Origin of the sequence: Sphingomonas sp. J344 (assembly GCF_024700005.1) — a bacterium.
In the GTDB taxonomy this organism is placed as follows: Bacteria; Pseudomonadota; Alphaproteobacteria; order Sphingomonadales; family Sphingomonadaceae; genus Sphingomonas.
In genome coordinates this window covers 2,456,888-2,474,370 of record NZ_JAJONB010000001.1, presented here as the reverse complement: position 1 = coordinate 2,474,370, position 17,483 = coordinate 2,456,888, and the positions used below count along the sequence as shown (strand labels likewise).

Genomic DNA, 17,483 nt, shown 5'->3' with positions numbered 1-17,483 from the left:
AGGAGTTGAAGCGAATGACTACCGAAACCGCAATCCTCGCGGGTGGCTGCTTCTGGTGCGTGGAGGCCGTGTTCAAGGACCTGATCGGCGTCGAGTCGGTCGAAAGCGGCTATATCGGTGGCCATGTCGACAACCCGACCTACAAGGCGGTGTGCGGCGGCGATACCGGCCATGCCGAGGCGCTGAAGGTGACGTTTGATCCCGAACAGATCCGCTATGACGATCTGCTCGACATCTTCTTCGCGACGCATGATCCGACGACGCTCAACCGTCAGGGCGGCGATGTCGGCACGCAATATCGCTCGGCGATCTTCCCCCAGTCGCCCGAACAGGAAGCGGCGGCGCGCGCAGGGATCGAACGCAATGCCAGCGAATGGCCCGCGCCGATCGTCACGACGATCGAACATGCCGACACCTGGTGGCCGGCCGAGGATTATCACCAGAATTACTGGGAAGGCGAAGGCCAGCGGAACCCCTATTGCCTGGGCGTGATCCCGCCCAAGCTCAACAAGCTGCGCAAGAGCTTTGCCGAGCGGTTGAAGGCGAAAGAGGGGGCGTAGCGCTTGCCGTCACCCCGGTGACGCGACAATCAACGCACCGCAGCCCGCTGCAGCCGGTCGTTGATCGCCAGCCCAATCCCGCCGTCAGGCACCGGCGCGACGGCAATTCCCGCGCGATCCGATGCATCGGCGCGGTGCAGTGCGTCGAACAGCCGGGCCGCCGCCTCGACGACATCGCCACTGGCCGACAGCGTATCGTCTCCAGCCACGTCGCTGAACCCGATCAACCACTCGCCGGCGCGCGCCTCGGTCGCGTTCAACCGCAGCGGCTTGCGCGGGGCGTAGTGGCTGGCGAGCTGGCCGGGCGCCTCGACCTTGTCCCCCGCCACACCCAGCCAGCGCCCGATCTCGCGCTCGATATCCGCCGCCGAAATCGGGCCCGGCCGCAACAGGCGCGGCTGCGCGCCGAGCGCGACGATGGTCGATTCGATCCCGCCGCTGGTCGCGCCATCGTCGATCACCAGCGGGATGCGATCCGCCAGCGACGCGGCTACGTGGCTCGCGCGGGTCGGGCTGATCGATCCGCTGGCATTGGCGGACGGCGCGGCGAGCGGCTTTCCGGTAGCCGCCAACAATGCCTGCATCGCGCGATGCTGCGGCACGCGGATCGCCACGGTCGACAGCCCGGCGGTGACCAGCCCGGCGATCGGCGCGTCGGGGCGCAGCGGCAGCACCAGCGTCAACGGACCGGGCCAAAAGGCATCGGCGAGCGCGCGCGCGTCGCGGTCGAACATCGCGATCGCTTCGGCCGCGCGGCGATCGGCGACATGGACGATCAGCGGGTTGAAGCTGGGACGCCCCTTGGCCGCATAGATGCCCGCCACCGCCTCTGCATTGGTCGCGTCGGCGGCCAGCCCGTACACCGTCTCGGTCGGAGTCGCGACGCATCCACCCGCGGCGATGATGGCAGCGGCCTGCGCGATGGCAGCCTCGCCGTACGGTAAAATCTGCATATTTGGCGCGGTCATTTCCGGTGGCTATAGCGCGGGCAAAAGCGCTGCAAGAGAGAGGACGAAATGAGCTTCACCCCCGCCATCGCCGAACAGCGGTTCGTGCTGGAGCATGTCGCGCAGATCGCCGAACTCGGCGTCGATGCCGATATCCTCGATGCAGTGCTGGAAGGGGCCGGTGCGCTCGCCGCCGGGGAATGGGCACCGCTCGACCGCACCGGCGACACGGTCGGCGCGAAATGGACGCCAGAGGGCGTGCGCATGCCCGACGGGTTCGCAGCGGCGTACAAGGCCTATGTCGATGGTGGCTGGGGGACGATCGGCACGCCGGAGGCGTTCGGCGGACAGGGGCTACCGATCTCGCTCGCGACCGCTGTGATGGAGACGATCGGCAGCGCCAATTTCGCGCTGACGCTCTGCCCGATGCTCACCGTCGGGGCGATCGAATCGCTGATCCACCACGGCACGCCGGAGCAGCAGGCGGCGTATCTGCCCAAGCTGTCGACCGGCGAATGGACCGGCACGATGAACCTGACCGAGCCGCAGGCGGGCAGCGACGTCGGCGCGCTCCGCACCACCGCGACACCGCGCGCCGATGGCAAATGGTCGATCAAGGGGACCAAGATCTTCATCACCTTTGGCGACCATGACATGGCGGACAATATCATCCACCTCGTCCTCGCCCGCACCCCCGATGCACCCGCCGGGACCAAGGGGATTTCGCTGTTCCTCGTCCCCAAGTTCCGCCTCGACGCCGATGGCAATCCGGGTGCGGCCAATGACGTGCGCGTGGTGTCGATCGAGCACAAGATCGGCATTCACGCCTCCCCCACCTGCGTGCTCAGCTTTGGCGACAATGACGATTGCATCGGCGAGCTCATCGGTCCCGAAATGGGCGGCATGCGTGCGATGTTCACGATGATGAACAATGCCCGGCTCAATGTCGGGCTTCAGGGGGTCGAGGTCGCCGAGCGCGCGACTCAGCGCGCGGTCGCCTATGCGCGTGAGCGGGTGCAGGGCAGTCGCAACGGCAAGCCCGCGACGATCGTCGAATTCCCCGACGTCCGCCGCATGCTGATGCGGATGAAGGCGCAGACGATGGCGGCGCGCGCATTGGTTTATCTCGCCTTTGGCCAGCTCGACCGTGCCAATGCCGGCGATGCGGAGGCGAAGACATTGGTCGAACTGCTCACCCCGCTCGCCAAGGCGCATGGCACCGATATCGGCAATGAGGTCGCCAGCATCGGCGTCCAGATTCATGGCGGCATGGGCTATATCGAGGAGACCGGCGCGGCCCAGCATTTCCGCGATGCGCGGATCACCCCGATCTATGAAGGCACTAACGGCATCCAGGCCGCCGATCTGGTCGGGCGCAAGCTGAGCATGGATGGCGGTGCGACGTTGCTGGCGCTGACCGCGCGGATGAAAGGCGAGGCGCAGGACGCGGGACTGATCGCGCTGATCGATGCGTGCGAAGAGGTCGCACGGCACATGCTGGCGAGCGAGATGGACGACCGGCTGGCGGGCTCCGCGCCGTTCCTCACGATGCTGTCGGTCGCGGTATGTGGCTGGCTGATGGAGGCACAGGGCCGGATCGCGGCGGAGGCGCAGGGCGACCCGGCGTTCCTGGCGATGAAGGGCGCAGCGGCGCGCTTCTATGTCGCGCAGGTGGTGCCAGAGGCGATGGGGCTCAAGGCGGCGGCAACGGCGAGCGCGGAGGCGTTGTACGCCGTGGATGCGGAAACGTTCGCGGCCTGATCGTCACCCCAGCGAAAGCTGGGGTCTACTGCAACGCGCCTAGCTCTAAAGGCACGAGACCCCAGCTTTCGCTGGGGTGACGGCTGGTTCAGGCGATCTCACGATCCAGCAATTCGTGCGCGCTGAGCCCCAGCAGCGCGATATGCTCGCGCACCTTGGGCCAGTATCCGGTCAGGAAGCGCTCGCGCTCCGCCAGCTTCAGCCGTTCGACCGCTCCGGCCAGCACGAACATGCCGACGCCGCGACGAACCTCGACATAGCCGTCGTCCTGGAAGCTCTGATAGGCCTTGGCCACCGTCAGCGGGTTGGCGCCATGTTCGGCGGCGAGCGCGCGCACCGATGGCAACTGGTCCCCCGCCCGGTATTCGCCACGCAGGATCGCGGTCGCGATGCTGGCGCGCAGCTTCAGATAAACCGGGCTGTCTTCATGCTCGAGTGCTGTCATGCTGCCTTAATACAGCACGGGGGATTAAAGTTCCACCCCCAATGCGGTTTCTACTGAAACCGTCTGACGCTCAAGCTACCCAGTCCGACACGATCGCATCCAGATCTGGGCGCGGACGTTCTTCCAATGGCTTGGCGGGGGTCCCGATGAAGACAAAGCCCGCAATCCGCTCCGGCGTGGTGCCGAACAGGTCGCGCACCGTGTCACTGAACGCCGCCCATCCGGTCAACCAGCTTGCCGCGAATCCCATCGCATGCGCGGCGTGCAACAGGTTCATCGTTGCCGCGCCTGCGGAGAGCTCCTGTTCCCACAGCGGAATGTGGCTGCCGACCTTCGGCGCGTGCAGCACCACCACCAGCGTCGGCGCCTGGCGCGCGAACTGCTCCATCGCTTCGATCTCCAGCCGTGCGGCGGTGGGTCGCTCGGCGCGATAGGCATCGACCAAAGCCGTCGCGAAGGCATCGCGCGCCTCACCCGGCACCACCACGAAGCGCCACGGGGCGAGCTTGCCGTGATCGGGCGTCCGCACGGCGATCTCGATGATGTCGCGCAGCTGTGCCGCGTCGGGGCCGGGAGCGATCAGGTCGCGCGCCTTGCCCGAGCGGCGGGTGCGCAGCAGCGAAAGCGGGGTGGTGGTGTCGTTGAAAGTCATCCGCGCCCGTTAGCGCGCCGATCCGCCGCCGCAAAGGGCCATTGCGAACGAGTCGCAATGGGCCAAGCCGAACCGGTCACGGTTTCCACTGTAACAATCATGCTTCACATGCGGGTTTTCGCCGCTAGTCTCCCCGCCATCCGGCCCCAGGGGCCAAGAAATGTCAGGGAGTTTCGTGCCGATGGCGCACACACCAGCAGCCGCACCGGGCGGCGAGCGAACCTTTTTGGGCCACCCGCTCGGCCTCTTCATCCTCTTCTTCGCCGAAATGTGGGAGCGATTCTCCTACTACGGCATGCGCGCGCTGTTGATGTTCTACCTGACCAAGCACTGGCTCTTTTCCGACCAGTCTTCGAGCGTTATCTACGGCGCCTACACCGCGCTGGTGTACATCACCCCGGTGCTGGGCGGCTATCTGGCCGACAAATATCTGGGGCAGCGCAAGGCGGTACTGTACGGTGCAGTGCTGCTGACCTTTGGCCACTTCCTGATGGGGTTCGAGGGTACTGGCGGTCAGGATCCCAGCGCCCTCAACGTCTTCTGGCTCGCGCTCGCCTTCATCATTGTCGGCTCGGGCTTCCTGAAGGCCAATATCTCGGTGATCGTCGGCCAACTCTATCCGCGAACGGACGTGCGGCGTGATGGCGCGTACACGATCTTCTATATGGGGATTAACCTCGGCGCGGCGCTTGGTTCGCTGCTCTGCGGCTATCTCGGCGAAACCTATGGCTGGAGCTACGGCTTCGGCGCGGCCGGTGTCGGCATGCTGCTGGGTCTGATCGTCTTCGTGCTCGGCAAGCCGTTGCTCATGGGCAAGGGCGAAGCCCCCGACGCCGCAAAACTTGCCAAGCCGGTCCTTGGCATCAAGCTCGAATGGCTGCTGTATGTGGTCGGTCTAGTCGCCGTGGTGGTGTGCTGGTGGCTGGTGCAGAATCAGGCGGTCGTGGGCACCCTGCTGGGCATCGGCGGCACAATCCTGATCTTTATGTCCTGGGCGTCGCGACCTTCGTCTTCGTCCACGGCTCCTATGCCGCAGCTCCCAAGCTGCCCCTCGGACTGTTCGCACTCGGCGGCGCGCTCGCGATCGCTGCATTCCTCGCCATGTTCATCGGAGCAATGACGGACAGCGCCGCGCAAAATCTGGCGCTCGGCGGCTTCGGATTGTCCCTGCTCGTCGTCATCTGGCAATCCATTGGGCGCTCCAATCACGATCGCGACCGCATTTTCGCGGCGATGTTCCTGATCGTCGGATCGATCCTGTTCTGGGCGTTGTTCGAACAGGCGGGTTCGTCCCTCAACTTGCTCACCGATCGGCATGTCGATCGCACGATCTTTGGGTGGGAAGCCAAGGCGTCGATGTTCCAGTCGCTCAACGCGATCTACATCGTGCTGCTGGCACCGCTGTTTGCCTGGCTTTGGACCACGCTGGGTCGCAAGGGCATCGAGCCGTCCACCCCGGCCAAATTCGGTCTGGCAGTCGTACAACTTGGTATCGGCTTTCTCGTGTTGGTCGCGGGCGGCGCGGGAGCGGGCGATGGCGTGATGATCCCGCTCGTGTTCATCTTCCTGATCTACCTGCTCCACACCACTGGCGAGCTTTGTCTGTCACCGGTGGGCCTGAGCGCCATGAACCGACTGGCACCGGCCCATATGGCATCGCTCATCATGGGCACCTGGTTCTTCGCGTCAGCCACCGGGAATTTCGTCGCCGGACTGATCGCCGCAGCGACGGGTTCGGAAAGTGCAAGCGGTGAGGCGGCAAATGTTCAGACGGTGCTGGATGTGTACAGCACGATCGGCTGGGTCGCGATCGGCGTCGGCGTAGCGATCTTGGTCGTATCGCCACTGATCAAGAAGCTGATGCACCTCGACACGCTGCGCGACGACGGCGAGCTCGCCGGGACTGCCCAGCTGGCCGAGCCGCAAGCACCGGGCGTGCATCTCGAAGACGAGAAGCGCTGATCGACTGACACCGGGAGAGGGAAAATGGAAACTTTGATCGCGGCATGTGCGGCGTTTCTGGGAACCCATTTTCTCCTCTCCCATCCCTTGCGAAAGCCGCTGGTCGACGCTGTCGGCGAGCGGATTTTTCTTGGGCTCTATTCCCTCGTCGCATTCGCCACGTTGGGCTGGATGGTCCACGCCTATGGCCGCATTCCAGACGAAGCGCCGCTCTGGGCGGTCGGCGATGCACTGTGGGCTGCCGCCAGCGCGATCATGCTGCTCGCATCGGTGCTGTTGGTCGGGTCGCTGATCGGCAACCCGGCGCTGCCCGACCCGACCGGAAGGCCCAAGGCCGTGCCGCGCCCGCGCGGGGTGTTCGCGATCACCCGTCACCCGATGATGTGGAGCTTCGCCCTGTGGGCGCTGGTGCATATCCTGGTCTTTCCGCAGCCGGCGCAGATTGTGCTGGCAACGAGCATCGGCCTGCTTGCCCTGGTCGGCGCAAAGTTTCAGGACGACAAGAAGCGCAAACTCCAGCCCGATTTCTGGCCGCGCTGGCAGGGCGTGACCAGCTATTGGCCGTTCGTCGCCATCGCGCAGGGTCGCGCACAGGGTGCCGCTGCGTGGCCAGGGAGGATTGCGGTCGTCGGCGGAACGATCCTGTGGCTCGCGGCGAGTTGGGCGCACCTTCCGCTGGCGCAAATGCCCGCCGGCATCTGGCGCTGGATCAATGGCTGACGCGGTAAATCCCCCGCGCAACTAATTCGTTTCGCGCGTGTTCCAACGCGGATGCTTACAATTTGCGACACTCTTTTGGTGGACGTTCCCGCAGGTGACAGCCATTTTCGCGAGATGATGGTTCGCCCGTTTCTGATCCTCGGCATCGCCGCGCTTCCCCTTGGCGGGGTGTGCCGCCGGACCCGATTACCGTCCGAGCAGCGCCGCGCAACTCGGGGTTCCGCCCACCTTCTCGGTCGCGGCGGACCAGCAGGCGCAGGCCGATCTGCAACGCTGGTGGACCGCGTTCAAAGATCCGATGCTGACCGGACTGGTCGAACAGGCGGCAACGCAGAATCTTGACGTGGCGCAGTCCGTCACTCGCCTCCGTCAGGCGCGCGAGGCGCTGGTCCAGTCGCGCGCGACGCTTCTCCCGTCGGTCAGCGCCGGCGGCGGCGCGTCGCGCAGCGAGCCGATCCGCGGCACCAGCACCCAGGTGACCCTGCCCGACGGCACCGTCACCACCGTGTCGCAGGGCGGCAGCACCAGCTTCTCGCTCGGCGCGGACGTGAATTATCAGGTCGATCTGTTCGGCGGCGTGCGGCGCGGGGTCGAGGCAAGCCGCGCGCAATTGGAGGCATCCGGCTACAGCTACGCCGCCACGCTCGTGTCGATTCAGGGCGAGATCGCGCGCAACTACATTCTTGCCCGCGCCGCGCAGGCGCAACTCGCCAATGCGCGCGAGAGCCTGTCCATTCAGGACGACAATCTGGAGATTGCGGGCTTTCGCGTGCAGGCGGGTCTCGTCTCCTCGCTCGATCAGGAACAGGCGCGCGCCAGCCGGGCGCAGACCGCCGCGTCCGTGCCGTCAATCGAAGCAAGCTACAACAGCGCCGTCTCCCGCCTCGGCGTGCTGACCGGTCAGGCTCCAGGGGCGCTCAAGGCGCAGATGGAGGCGGTGCGCCCGATCCCCCAGGGACCCGAACGGATCGCGGTGGGCATTCCCGCGGACACGCTGCGCCAGCGGCCCGATGTGCGGCTGGCCGAACGCAACCTTGCCGCCGCCGTCGCGCAGATCGGCGTGACGGAGGCGCAACTCTTCCCCCAGTTGTCGCTTGGCGGCAGCATCGATGCGGGCGCGGGCAGCATCGGCAGCCTGTTCGACGTCATCACCGGGCGGGTCTTCGCCAATATCGCCCAGACCATCTTCGACGCCGGGCGCAACCGCGCGCAGGTGCGCTCGGCGCAGGCGGCGGCGGATGGTGCCTTCTACGCCTATAAACAGACCGTGCTGGTCGGCATCGAAGAGGTCGAGAACGCCGCCGTCGCGCTGCAGACCGCGCAGGCACGCGAGCGCGAGTTCACCATCGCGCTCGACGCCGCCACCAACAGCGCGATCCTGTCGCGCAGCTCGTACCGTGCGGGCCTTGCCGATTTCCTGACGCTCAGCCAGGCCGAGGCGTCGCTGATCTCCGCGCGCAATGGCCTCAATCAGGCCCGCTCGGACAAGGCGAATGCGCTGATCCAGCTCTATCTCGCGCTGGGCGGCGGCTGGGACGCCTCGGTCGCGCCGACCCCGGACACCGTCCCCGCCCCGCCCCCGCAATCATCACCGGAAGCAATTGATGGCCGACGCAACTGCGAACCCCAAGATCGACGAGTTTCTCGGCGGGAAGACGACCCCGGCGTGGCAGCGCCATGCCAAATGGATCACGCTGGCGCTGGTCGTCGTCGCGGTGCTGTTCGGCGCGTGGAAGATGTTCGGCGGGACCGAGGAAGCGGGCTATGCCACGCGCGCGGTCGAGAAGGGGTCGCTGACCGTCACCGTCTCCGCGACGGGCAAGCTCGCGCCGACCAATCAGGTTCAGGTCGGTTCCGAGCTGTCAGGTCTGGTCAACCGCGTGCTGGTGGACGTCAACGACCGGGTGACGGCCGGCCAGCCACTGGCGCTGATCGACCCCGAGCGGCTCGACGACTCGATCACCCAGGCACGCGCATCGGTCGCCGCCGCCCAGGCGACGGTCGCACAGAATCAGGCGACGCTGACGGAGGCACGGAGCCAGCTTGCCCGGTTCGAGGAAGTGAGCCGCCTGTCGGGCGGGCGCGTCCCGGCCAAGACCGAGCTCGACAATGCCCGCGCCGCACTTGCCCGCGCGGTCGCGACGGTGCGCGCCAGCCAGGCGCAGGTCACCTCGCAACAGGCGGCGCTGCGATCGGCGGTGACCCAGCGGAACAAGGCGATCATCCGCTCCCCCGTCAACGGCGTGGTGCTGGCGCGTCAGGTCGAGCCGGGCCAGACGGTCGCAGCGTCGTTCAACACGCCGACCCTGTTCGTCATCGCCGAAGACCTTAGCGCAATGGAGCTGGAGGTCGCGATTGACGAGGCCGATGTCGGCCAGGTCAAACAGGGGCAAAAGGCAAGCTTCACGGTCGATGCCTTCCCCGGCGAGACATTCCCCGCGGTGATCCAGCGCGTCGATGTCGGATCGAACCTGTCGGCACAGACCACCACCAGCACCACCAGTACGACCGCACAGGTCGTGTCCTATGCCGCGATCCTGTCGGTCGCCAATCCGGAGCAAAAGTTGCGCCCCGGCATGACCGCGACGGCAGAGATTGTGACGCTGCAGAAGGACAATCTGTTGCTGGTCCCGAACGCAGCGCTGCGCTTTACCCCCAGCACCGGGGGAGAGCAGGCGTCGAGTGGCGGTGGGATGGCCGGTGCACTGGTTCCGCGCCGCGGTCGTCGCGGTCAGCAGGACAATGAAAAGAGCGCGACGATCACGCGCGGTGCCAAGCAGACTGTCTATGTGAAGGGCGAAGATGGTCAACCGCGCGCGATCGAGGTGACCACGGGCGACACCAACGGTCAGGTGACCGAAATCCTATCGGGCGACCTGAAGCCGGGCATGGAGGTCATCACCGGCCAATTTGCCGGCGACCAGTCCAAGGGCGGCCAGTCGAAGCGCGGCGGAGGTCAGCGCCGCTCCGGCGGCGGCGGCGCGGGAGGCGGCACGGGTGGCTGACCCGATCATCCGCCTGCGCGGCGTCACCAAGACCTATGGCGAGGGGCCGACCGCATTCCAGGCGCTGAAAGGCGTCGACCTCGACATCGAACAGGGCGACTTCGTCGCGGTGATGGGGCCGTCCGGATCGGGCAAGTCGACGACGATGAATATCCTTGGCTGCCTCGACGTGCCGACGCGCGGCGAGTTTCTGTTCAAGAATGTCCATGTCGAAACGCTCGACCGCGACCAGCGCGCCCTACTGCGCCGCCGCTATCTCGGCTTCGTGTTCCAGGGGTTCAACCTGCTCAGCCGCACCAGCGCGCTCGAAAACGTCGAACTGCCCCTGCTCTATCGCGGCGAGGACAAGAAGACGCGGCACATGCTGGGCATGGCCGCGCTGGAGAAGGTGGGGCTGGACCCGTGGTGGGACCATACACCCGCTGAACTGTCGGGCGGCCAGCAACAGCGCGTGGCGATAGCCCGCGCGATCGTGACCAGCCCCGACGTGCTGCTCGCCGATGAACCGACCGGCAATCTCGATTCCGAACGCTCGGTGGAAATCATGCAGCTGCTGACCAGCCTCAACAAGGACAGCGGGATCACGGTGCTGATGGTCACCCACGAGCCCGACATGGCGGCGTTCGCCCGCACCATCGTGCATTTCAAGGACGGGCTGGTCGAGCGGATCGATACCGGCGCCCGGGCGGGGGTCAGCGCCTGATGCTCGGCACCATCTTCACCCTCGCGATCCGCTCGATCCTGCGCCACAAGCTGCGCTCGTTTTTGACCACGCTCGGCATCATCATCGGTGTTGCTGCCGTTGTGGCAATGGTCACGCTCGGCAACGCCACCACGGCGGCCGTGCAGCAACAGATCGCCAGCCTCGGCACCAACATCCTCCAGGTCCGCCCCGGCCAGGGCTTTGGTCGTGGCGGCGGCGGGCCGCGTCCGCCCGATTTCGAACAGCAGGATGTCGAGGCGATCGGCGAACAGATTGCCGGCGTCACTGCGGTGGCTCCGCAAGCGCAGGCAAGCGGCACGGCGATCTATAACGGTGCCAACTGGTCCACCACGATCAACGGCACGACCAACGACTATTTCCGCGTCCAGCCCTGGCCGCTGACCGGGGGGCGGACCTTCTCCCCAGCCGAAGAAGCGGCGGGCAAGGCAGTGTGCATCATCGGCAACACCGTCCGCCAGAACCTGTTCCGCGGCGGCAATGCGGTGGGTCAACGGCTACGGATCAACGATGTCTCCTGCGACGTGATCGGCACGCTGTCGACGCGCGGCCAGGCCGGGTTCGGCGGCGATCAGGACGACATCGTCATCATGCCGATCAAGACGGTGCAGCGCCGCTTTTCGGGCAATCGCGACATCCGCCTGATGCTGGTCGGCGTGGACAGCGCCTATGACACTGCTGCGGTACAGGCTTCGCTGAGCGACCTGCTGCGCGAGCGGCGCGGGATCGAGGCTGGCGAGCAGGACAATTTCAACATCTTCGACACCGCCCAGATCAGCGCGACGTTGACGGGCACCACCCAGCTGCTGACCAGCATCGTCGCGACGGTGGCCGCGATCAGCCTGATCGTCGGGGGCATCGGCATCATGAACATCATGCTGGTCAGCGTGACCGAACGGACGCGCGAAATCGGCATCCGGCTGGCGATCGGCGCGGTGGCGCGGGAGGTGCTGATGCAGTTCCTGGTCGAGGCGATCGTGCTGTCGATGCTGGGCGGGGTGATCGGCTTGCTGGTGGCGCAGGTGGCGGTCGCGATCCTCACCCCGGTGATGCAGGTGCCGTGGACATTCGACCTGCAGATCAACATCATCGCCTTTGCCATCGCGGCGGGGATCGGGGTGGTCTTCGGCTATTTCCCGGCTCGCCGCGCGGCGAGCCTGAACCCGATCGACGCGCTGCGGCACGAGTAAAACTCAGCTGAACTGTAGCAGGATCAGACCGAAGGCCAACACAAGGGCCGCAACGATGCGGCGCGCGCCAAATCCTTCGCCGAGCATCCACGCGCCCATCAGCGCCGCCCAAACCACCGCAGTCTCGCGCAGCGCCGACACTTTCGCCACCTCCATCAGCGAGAAGGCGTAGAGCGCCGAGCCGAACGAGATGCTCGACAGCGCCCCCCGCCGCCACGCCGTGTTTCCAGGTCGCCTTTACCGCCTGCCCCAGCTCGCGGCGGCGCAGCAGCAATGCGGTGGTGGTGATGCACACGCAGTCGAGCATGAACAGCCAGACGATATAGGTGAACGGGCTGGGCGCGACGCGCACCCCGCGCGCGTCCGCCATATTGTAAAGCGCGACGCCGATTGCGGTGGCAAAGGCCCAGCCCAGCGCGACCTTGTCCGGATGCGCGGCGAGCGAAATTCCGCGCGCGGGCAGCGCGAAGGCGATCACCGCCCCCGTCGCCAGCACCAGCCCGACCCAGCCGATCAGCGGCAGATGTTCGCGCAGCACCAGCATCGCAAATCCCGCAGTCAGCAGCGGCGCTGCCCCCCGCATGATCGGAAAGACGAGGCTGAGATCACCGCGCTCCATCGCGCGCACCAGGCACAACTGATAGGCAAAATGCGCCGGCACCGCCCAGGCGAGCGCGGTCCAGGTCGCGGCATCGGGCAACGGCACGATCAGCGCGAACGGCGCGATCACAATCGCCGCGCTCGACGACAGTACCGCGCGGCCGACCAGGATGTCCTCCCCGCGCTTCACCGCCATATTGGCAAGCGCAAGGGTGAAGGCCGAGAGCAGCCCGAGCGCAATGGCCAGCGACTGGTCAGCCATGCGCCAGCTTTGCCAGATCCTCCGGCGTGTCGATGTCGATCAATTCGGCGGGCGGGACCACGATATGACGCCCGCGCCGCACCAGATCGCGCGCGCCCATGTCCCCCTGTGCCGCCAGCAACGTGGCGAAATGCGCTCGCCCGAACAGCACCGGCGGGCGCGGGACCACGCCGTCACTCGATGCGACGATCGCCGCATCGCCATCGGCATCGTCGAGCAGGCGATAGATCTGCGTCGCGGTGACACGCGGCATATCGGCGAGCGCGATCAGGATCGCATCGGGGTCGAATTGCGCTGCCGCCTCGACACCCAGCCGCAGCGAGCGGCCCAGCCCGGCGGCGGGGTCGTCATTGGTGACGATGGTATAGCCGCAGTTGGCCAGATCGAGCGCGGTGTCCGCGACCACTCCGATCCGGGAGCAGAACGGCACGGCCTCCAGCGCGACCACGACATGCAGCCCCAGCGGTCGTCCGAGATAGGGAATGGTCAGCTTGTCCGCGTCGCCGAACCTGCGCGAGCGCCCGGCAGCGAGCAGGACCAGAGCGGTGCGCTCAGCGCGGATCATGCAGCGCCCTCACCATGCCCGCCGCGATCGACAGCGCGATCTCCGCCGGGCCGATCGCGCCGATATCGATGCCCGCCGGCCCCTCGACCCGGTCGATCTGCTCGGGCGTCAGGCCGGCAGCCGCCAGCCGCTCACGCCGCGCCGCATGGCTCAGTCGCGATCCCAGTGCCGCGACATAACCCGCGCCGTCCTTGAGCGCGGCGATCAGCGCGGGGTCGTCGATCTTGGGATCATGGCTCAGCGTCACCACCGCCGTCGCGCCATCGGGGCACAGCGCCTCCACCGCTTCGTCGGGCCAGCGATCGTCGAGCGTCACGTCGGGAAAGCGCTCCGGCGTCAGGAACCGCCCGCGCGGGTCGATCACGACGGTCGAAATGCCGAGTTCGCGAGCGAGCCCCGCGAGCACCTGCGCGATCTGCACCGCACCCACGATCAGCAAGCGGCGCGGCGGTTCGTAGCGGTTGATGAAGGCGTTGGGCTGCGGGTCGATGCTGCTGCGCCCGGTCGCCAGATCGGTGAAAACCTCCAGCCCCCGCCCCTCCGCCCGCGCATCGGCAATCGCATCGAACAACGTCGGGTCGAAGCCGTCTGCCGTCACCGGCTGCACCATCACCTCGATCTCGCCGCCGCACGGCAGGCCGACCTCCCATGCCGCGGCATCGGCGACGCCATAACGGCGCAGCGCGAACGGCGCGCCCGCGATCACCTCCGCCGCCAGCGCCATGATGTCCGCCTCGACGCACCCGCCCGACACCGACCCTTCGAAGCGGCCATCTTCATGGACCAGTAGGTGGCTCCCGCGCGGGCGCGGCGCGGAGCCCCAGGTCGACACCACCGTCGCCAGCGCCATCCGCGCCCCGGCCCATCCGCGCGCTGCGGCGATCACGCTGTCGTTATCGGCCATGGTGCCTCGCTACTGTCATCCGAATCACCTAGCCGGTTGAGATGCTTGGAGGAGATAGGGCCATGTCGAAGATGTTGCGAGCGGCGCTGGCGCTGGCCATGATCGCGACGCCCGCCGCCGCGAAGGAACCCGTCATCTCGTCCAATCCCATCATCATCGCGCATCGCGGCGCTAGCGGGGAGCGGCCCGAACATACGCTCGCGGCCTATCAACTCGCGATCGAACAGGGCGCGGACTTTATCGAGCCCGATCTGGTAGTGACCAAGGACGGCCAGCTCGTCGCGCGGCACGAGAATGACATCAGCGGCACCACCGATGTGTCGAGCCGCAAGGAGTTCGCCGACCGTAAGGCGACCAAGGTCATCGACGGCGTCAGCCATACCGGCTGGTTCACTGAGGATTTCACCCTCGCCGAATTGAAGACGCTACGCGCCAAGGAGCGACTGCCTCTGCTGCGCCGGGGCAATACGAAGTTCGACGGGCAGTATGAGGTGCCGACATTGCGCGAGATCATCGCGCTGGCGAAGGCGGCGACCGCGAAGACGGGCCGCATGATCGGCATCTACCCCGAAACCAAGCATCCCAGCTATTTCGCCAGCATCGGCCTGGCCATGGAGGCGCTGCTGGTCGCCGAACTCAAGGCGGCGGGCTGGGACCGCGCCGATGCGCCGGTGTTCATCCAGTCGTTCGAGGTCAATAATCTGAAGGCGCTGAGGCAGCTGACCAAGGTGCCGCTGATCCAGCTGATGGCGGCGGACGGCGGCCCGGCGGACAAGGCGCAGCCAAGCTACAAGGCGATGGCGACGCCGGAGGGGCTGAAGGCCATCGCCGCCTATGCCGCCGGCATCGGCCCGCAAAAGGACATGGTGTTGGCGGGCGACGGCACGGTCTCCCCCTGGTCGCGGATGCCCATGCCGCAGGGCTCAAGGTCCATCCCTGGACCTTCCGCGCGGAGAATTTCTTTCTCCCCTCCGGACTGCGGAAAGGGATCAACCCGGCGGGACATGGGCGACTGGCCGAAGAAATTACGCGATTTCTCGATGCCGGCGTGGATGGTTTATTCACCGATTACCCTTATCTCGCGGTTGAGGCACGCGACCGGCACTCCCGCCGCTCGGCCGACTGAGGGACCGCGCGATGCGCAAGAGCTTGATTGTTGCTGTTGCGGTTCTGCCGCTGCTGTCGGGCGGCTGCGTCGCCAAGACCGCGTTCGACATTGTCACCATGCCGGTCAAGGCGGTCGGCCAGGCCGCCGACTGGGCGACTACAAGCCAGGACGAGGCCGACCGCAATTACGGCCGCAAGATGCGCGAGAAAGAGGCCAAGGAAGGTCGCGAGCGCAAGAAGCAGGACGAAAAGTGCCGCAAGGACCCCGACGACTGCGATTGATTTGAGTCCCCTCGGTGCTCCTGCAAAGACAGAAGCCCAGAGTGGCGAGGCTAATCGCGCGTTGCTCTGGGCTCCTGCCTTCGCAGGAGCACAGAGGCGCTTAGCTCTGTGGCGATCCACGTCCCAAAGTCTGCGCGATCGCGCGAAGCACCTGCGGCTTCATCTGAACCCAGAGATGGCTCGAATCGACCTCGATCGAGCGGGCCGTTTCGCAGTCGGGCTCGTGACAGACCGCGCCGTTGACCAGCCCGTCGCTCGCGCTCCAGATCGCGGTCGCCGGAACCGGCAGCGGCGACGACGCCTCCTCAAGCATCGCGCGCACCGCCGGATCGTCGGCGCGCTGGCCGCTGACCAGCTCGAACACCCGCCACACATTGGTCGCGGTGGGTAGTCCGGCAAAGGGCGAGCTGACGGTGATCACCTCCCGCACCAGCTCCGGGCTGCGATGCGCCGCGATCCGCGCCATGATCCCGCCGAGCGAGACGCCGACCAACGTCACCTTTTCCCCGGTCTCGTCGCGAACCTGCGCGATCCGCTCGATCAGCCGCTCGCCCTCTGCCCCGATCGCGCGCGCGCCGAAATTGCGGCCCAGCGCCCAAGGGTAAGCGCGATAGCCGAGCGCATCGAGATAGCGGCGCATCACGATGTTGCTCATGTCGCTGTTGACCAGGCCAGGCAATGTCAGCACCGGACGCCCGTCGCCGCGCGGCTCGGCCAGCAACTCCTTCCACGCGAAGGGCAGCGACCCCAGCGACAGCGCCGCGCGCGGCCATTCGGCGAGCAGCGCGGATGCGGGCGGGGCCTTGGCTTCGACGTTCACGGGCATCGCATCACTCCTCGCGGACACAATCTCCGGCAAACCCCTCGGTTCCGCGCCGCGCGCACTCATGCTATGCTGTCGGCATGATCAGTGAAACCCATGTTTTGGAGCGTCCCCCCGAAGGCGCCGGTACCGACTGGACCATCCCCCAGAATTGGGAGGCATTCACCCGCGAAGAACACGCGGTGTGGGACACGCTGTACGAACGCCAGATCAAGCTGCTGCCCGGTCGTGCGTCAAAGGCGTATCTCCGCGGGCTCGACCTGCTCAAGCTGTCCGAGAGCGGCATTCCGAATTTCGAGGAGCTGTCCGAACGGCTGATGAAGGCGACGGGGTGGCAGGTGGTGGCTGTCCCCGGCCTCGTCCCCGACGACGTGTTCTTCGACCATATGGCCAACCGCCGCTTTGTCGCGGGCAATTTCATCCGCCGCGCCGATCAGCTCGACTATCTGCAGGAACCCGACGTCTTCCACGACGTGTTCGGCCATGTCCCGCTGCTCGCCGACCCGGTGTTCGCCGATTACATGGAAGCCTATGGCCGCGGCGGGCAGCGCGCGTTGCAGCATGGCGCGCTCAAGCAGCTATCGCGGCTCTATTGGTACACGGTCGAGTTCGGGCTGATTCAGGAGGATGACGATCTGCGCATCTATGGCGCGGGGATCGTCTCGAGCTATGGCGAAAGCCGCTTCGCGCTCGACAGCGACAGCCCGAACCGGATCGGCTTCGACCTCAAGCGGGTGATGCGGACCGAGTACCGCATCGACGATTTCCAGCAGAACTACTTCGTCATCCCCAGCTTCGACGAGCTGCTGCGCGTCACGATCGAAACCGATTTCGCGCCGCTTTACGACGAGATTCTGGCTCAGCCGGACATCGCGATTGCGGCGATCGAGCCGGGCGACCGGGTGATCACGCTGGGGACGCAGGACTATGCGCGGAGTCGGGACGCGGCCTGATCTGCCACCTCCGACGTCATCCCC

At 66.4% G+C, this 17,483-nt stretch carries 15 protein-coding genes and 3 pseudogenes; 11 read left to right on the top strand and 7 right to left on the bottom strand.

The features are described 5' to 3' along the window. The first annotated feature begins 14 nt into the window (after positions 1–14). Positions 15–560, top strand: coding sequence for a peptide-methionine (S)-S-oxide reductase MsrA (msrA, locus tag LRS12_RS12480; RefSeq protein ID WP_257844822.1), 546 nt, complete (start codon positions 15–17; stop codon positions 558–560). Between the two features lie 29 nt (positions 561–589). On the opposite strand, the gene LRS12_RS12475 is transcribed toward msrA, so the two are convergent. After that, complete coding sequence (locus LRS12_RS12475) at positions 590–1,528, bottom strand: L-threonylcarbamoyladenylate synthase (protein WP_257844821.1); 939 nt, start codon at positions 1,526–1,528, stop codon at positions 590–592. Between the two features lie 48 nt (positions 1,529–1,576). Between LRS12_RS12475 and LRS12_RS12470 the strand changes: the two genes are divergently transcribed. Continuing rightward, positions 1,577–3,268 carry an acyl-CoA dehydrogenase gene (locus tag LRS12_RS12470; protein ID WP_257844820.1) on the top strand — a complete coding sequence of 564 codons (1,692 nt, stop codon included), beginning with the start codon at positions 1,577–1,579 and terminating at the stop codon, positions 3,266–3,268. An 88-nt stretch (positions 3,269–3,356) separates the two neighbouring features. On the opposite strand, the gene LRS12_RS12465 is transcribed toward LRS12_RS12470, so the two are convergent. Next, on the bottom strand, positions 3,357–3,713 hold the full coding sequence (locus tag LRS12_RS12465) for a GntR family transcriptional regulator (protein WP_257844819.1): 357 nt from the start codon (positions 3,711–3,713) through the stop codon (positions 3,357–3,359). A gap of 70 nt (positions 3,714–3,783) precedes the next feature. After that, complete coding sequence (locus LRS12_RS12460; protein WP_257844818.1) at positions 3,784–4,365, bottom strand: nitroreductase; 582 nt, start codon at positions 4,363–4,365, stop codon at positions 3,784–3,786. Positions 4,366–4,546: 181 nt separating this feature from the next. On the opposite strand from LRS12_RS12460, the pseudogene LRS12_RS20380 reads away from it, so the two are divergent. From LRS12_RS20380 to LRS12_RS12425, 6 genes and pseudogenes are all read left to right on the top strand, one after another. Then, positions 4,547–6,327 (top strand): annotated as a pseudogene (locus tag LRS12_RS20380) (peptide MFS transporter). A 24-nt stretch (positions 6,328–6,351) separates the two neighbouring features. After that, entirely contained in the window at positions 6,352–7,047 is a 696-nt protein-coding gene (locus tag LRS12_RS12445) for an NnrU family protein (RefSeq protein ID WP_257844816.1), read from the top strand. A 160-nt stretch (positions 7,048–7,207) separates the two neighbouring features. Next, a pseudogene (locus LRS12_RS12440) lies at positions 7,208–8,518 on the top strand (efflux transporter outer membrane subunit); the annotation flags it as partial. Between the two features lie 133 nt (positions 8,519–8,651). Further along, positions 8,652–10,052 (top strand): efflux RND transporter periplasmic adaptor subunit, encoded by a 1,401-nt coding sequence (locus tag LRS12_RS12435; RefSeq protein WP_257844815.1) that lies wholly within the window; start codon positions 8,652–8,654, stop codon positions 10,050–10,052. Next, entirely contained in the window at positions 10,045–10,755 is a 711-nt protein-coding gene (locus tag LRS12_RS12430) for an ABC transporter ATP-binding protein (RefSeq protein ID WP_257844814.1), read from the top strand. Before LRS12_RS12435 ends, LRS12_RS12430 begins: the two co-directional genes overlap by 8 nt. After that, complete coding sequence (locus LRS12_RS12425) at positions 10,755–11,963, top strand: ABC transporter permease (RefSeq protein WP_257844813.1); 1,209 nt, start codon at positions 10,755–10,757, stop codon at positions 11,961–11,963. The genes LRS12_RS12430 and LRS12_RS12425 overlap by 1 nt, the downstream gene beginning before the upstream one ends. Here LRS12_RS12425 and LRS12_RS12420 read toward each other — a convergent pair. Genes LRS12_RS12420 through LRS12_RS12410 form a run of 3 tightly spaced genes read right to left on the bottom strand, consistent with a single transcriptional unit; the run spans position 11,860 to position 14,294 of the window. Continuing rightward, positions 11,860–12,825, bottom strand: a complete 966-nt coding sequence (locus LRS12_RS12420) for a DMT family transporter (protein ID WP_257844812.1) — start codon at positions 12,823–12,825, stop codon at positions 11,860–11,862. The genes LRS12_RS12425 and LRS12_RS12420 overlap by 104 nt on opposite strands. Next, positions 12,818–13,390 (bottom strand): NTP transferase domain-containing protein, encoded by a 573-nt coding sequence (locus LRS12_RS12415; RefSeq protein ID WP_257844811.1) that lies wholly within the window; start codon positions 13,388–13,390, stop codon positions 12,818–12,820. The genes LRS12_RS12420 and LRS12_RS12415 overlap by 8 nt, the downstream gene beginning before the upstream one ends. Continuing rightward, the gene (locus LRS12_RS12410) at positions 13,377–14,294 is read right to left on the bottom strand and encodes an XdhC family protein (protein ID WP_257844810.1); all 918 of its coding nucleotides are present in this window, start codon (positions 14,292–14,294) and stop codon (positions 13,377–13,379) included. The genes LRS12_RS12415 and LRS12_RS12410 overlap by 14 nt, the downstream gene beginning before the upstream one ends. Before the next feature lie 98 nt (positions 14,295–14,392). Between LRS12_RS12410 and LRS12_RS12405 the strand changes: the two are divergent. Together LRS12_RS12405 and LRS12_RS12400 are read left to right on the top strand one after the other, a co-directional pair. Then, positions 14,393–15,420 (top strand): annotated as a pseudogene (locus LRS12_RS12405) (glycerophosphodiester phosphodiesterase). 11 nt (positions 15,421–15,431) lie between these two features. After that, a complete protein-coding gene (locus LRS12_RS12400) occupies positions 15,432–15,683 on the top strand; it encodes a hypothetical protein (RefSeq protein WP_257844809.1) in 252 nt (83 codons plus the stop codon). 100 nt (positions 15,684–15,783) lie between these two features. Here the strand turns inward: LRS12_RS12400 and LRS12_RS12395 are convergent, their stop codons facing one another. Continuing rightward, positions 15,784–16,509, bottom strand: a complete 726-nt coding sequence (locus tag LRS12_RS12395) for an alpha/beta hydrolase (RefSeq protein ID WP_257844808.1) — start codon at positions 16,507–16,509, stop codon at positions 15,784–15,786. Between the two features lie 77 nt (positions 16,510–16,586). Between LRS12_RS12395 and phhA the strand changes: the two genes are divergently transcribed. Then, a complete protein-coding gene (gene phhA, locus LRS12_RS12390) occupies positions 16,587–17,459 on the top strand; it encodes a phenylalanine 4-monooxygenase (protein ID WP_257844807.1) in 873 nt (290 codons plus the stop codon). Positions 17,460–17,483: the final 24 nt, after the last annotated feature.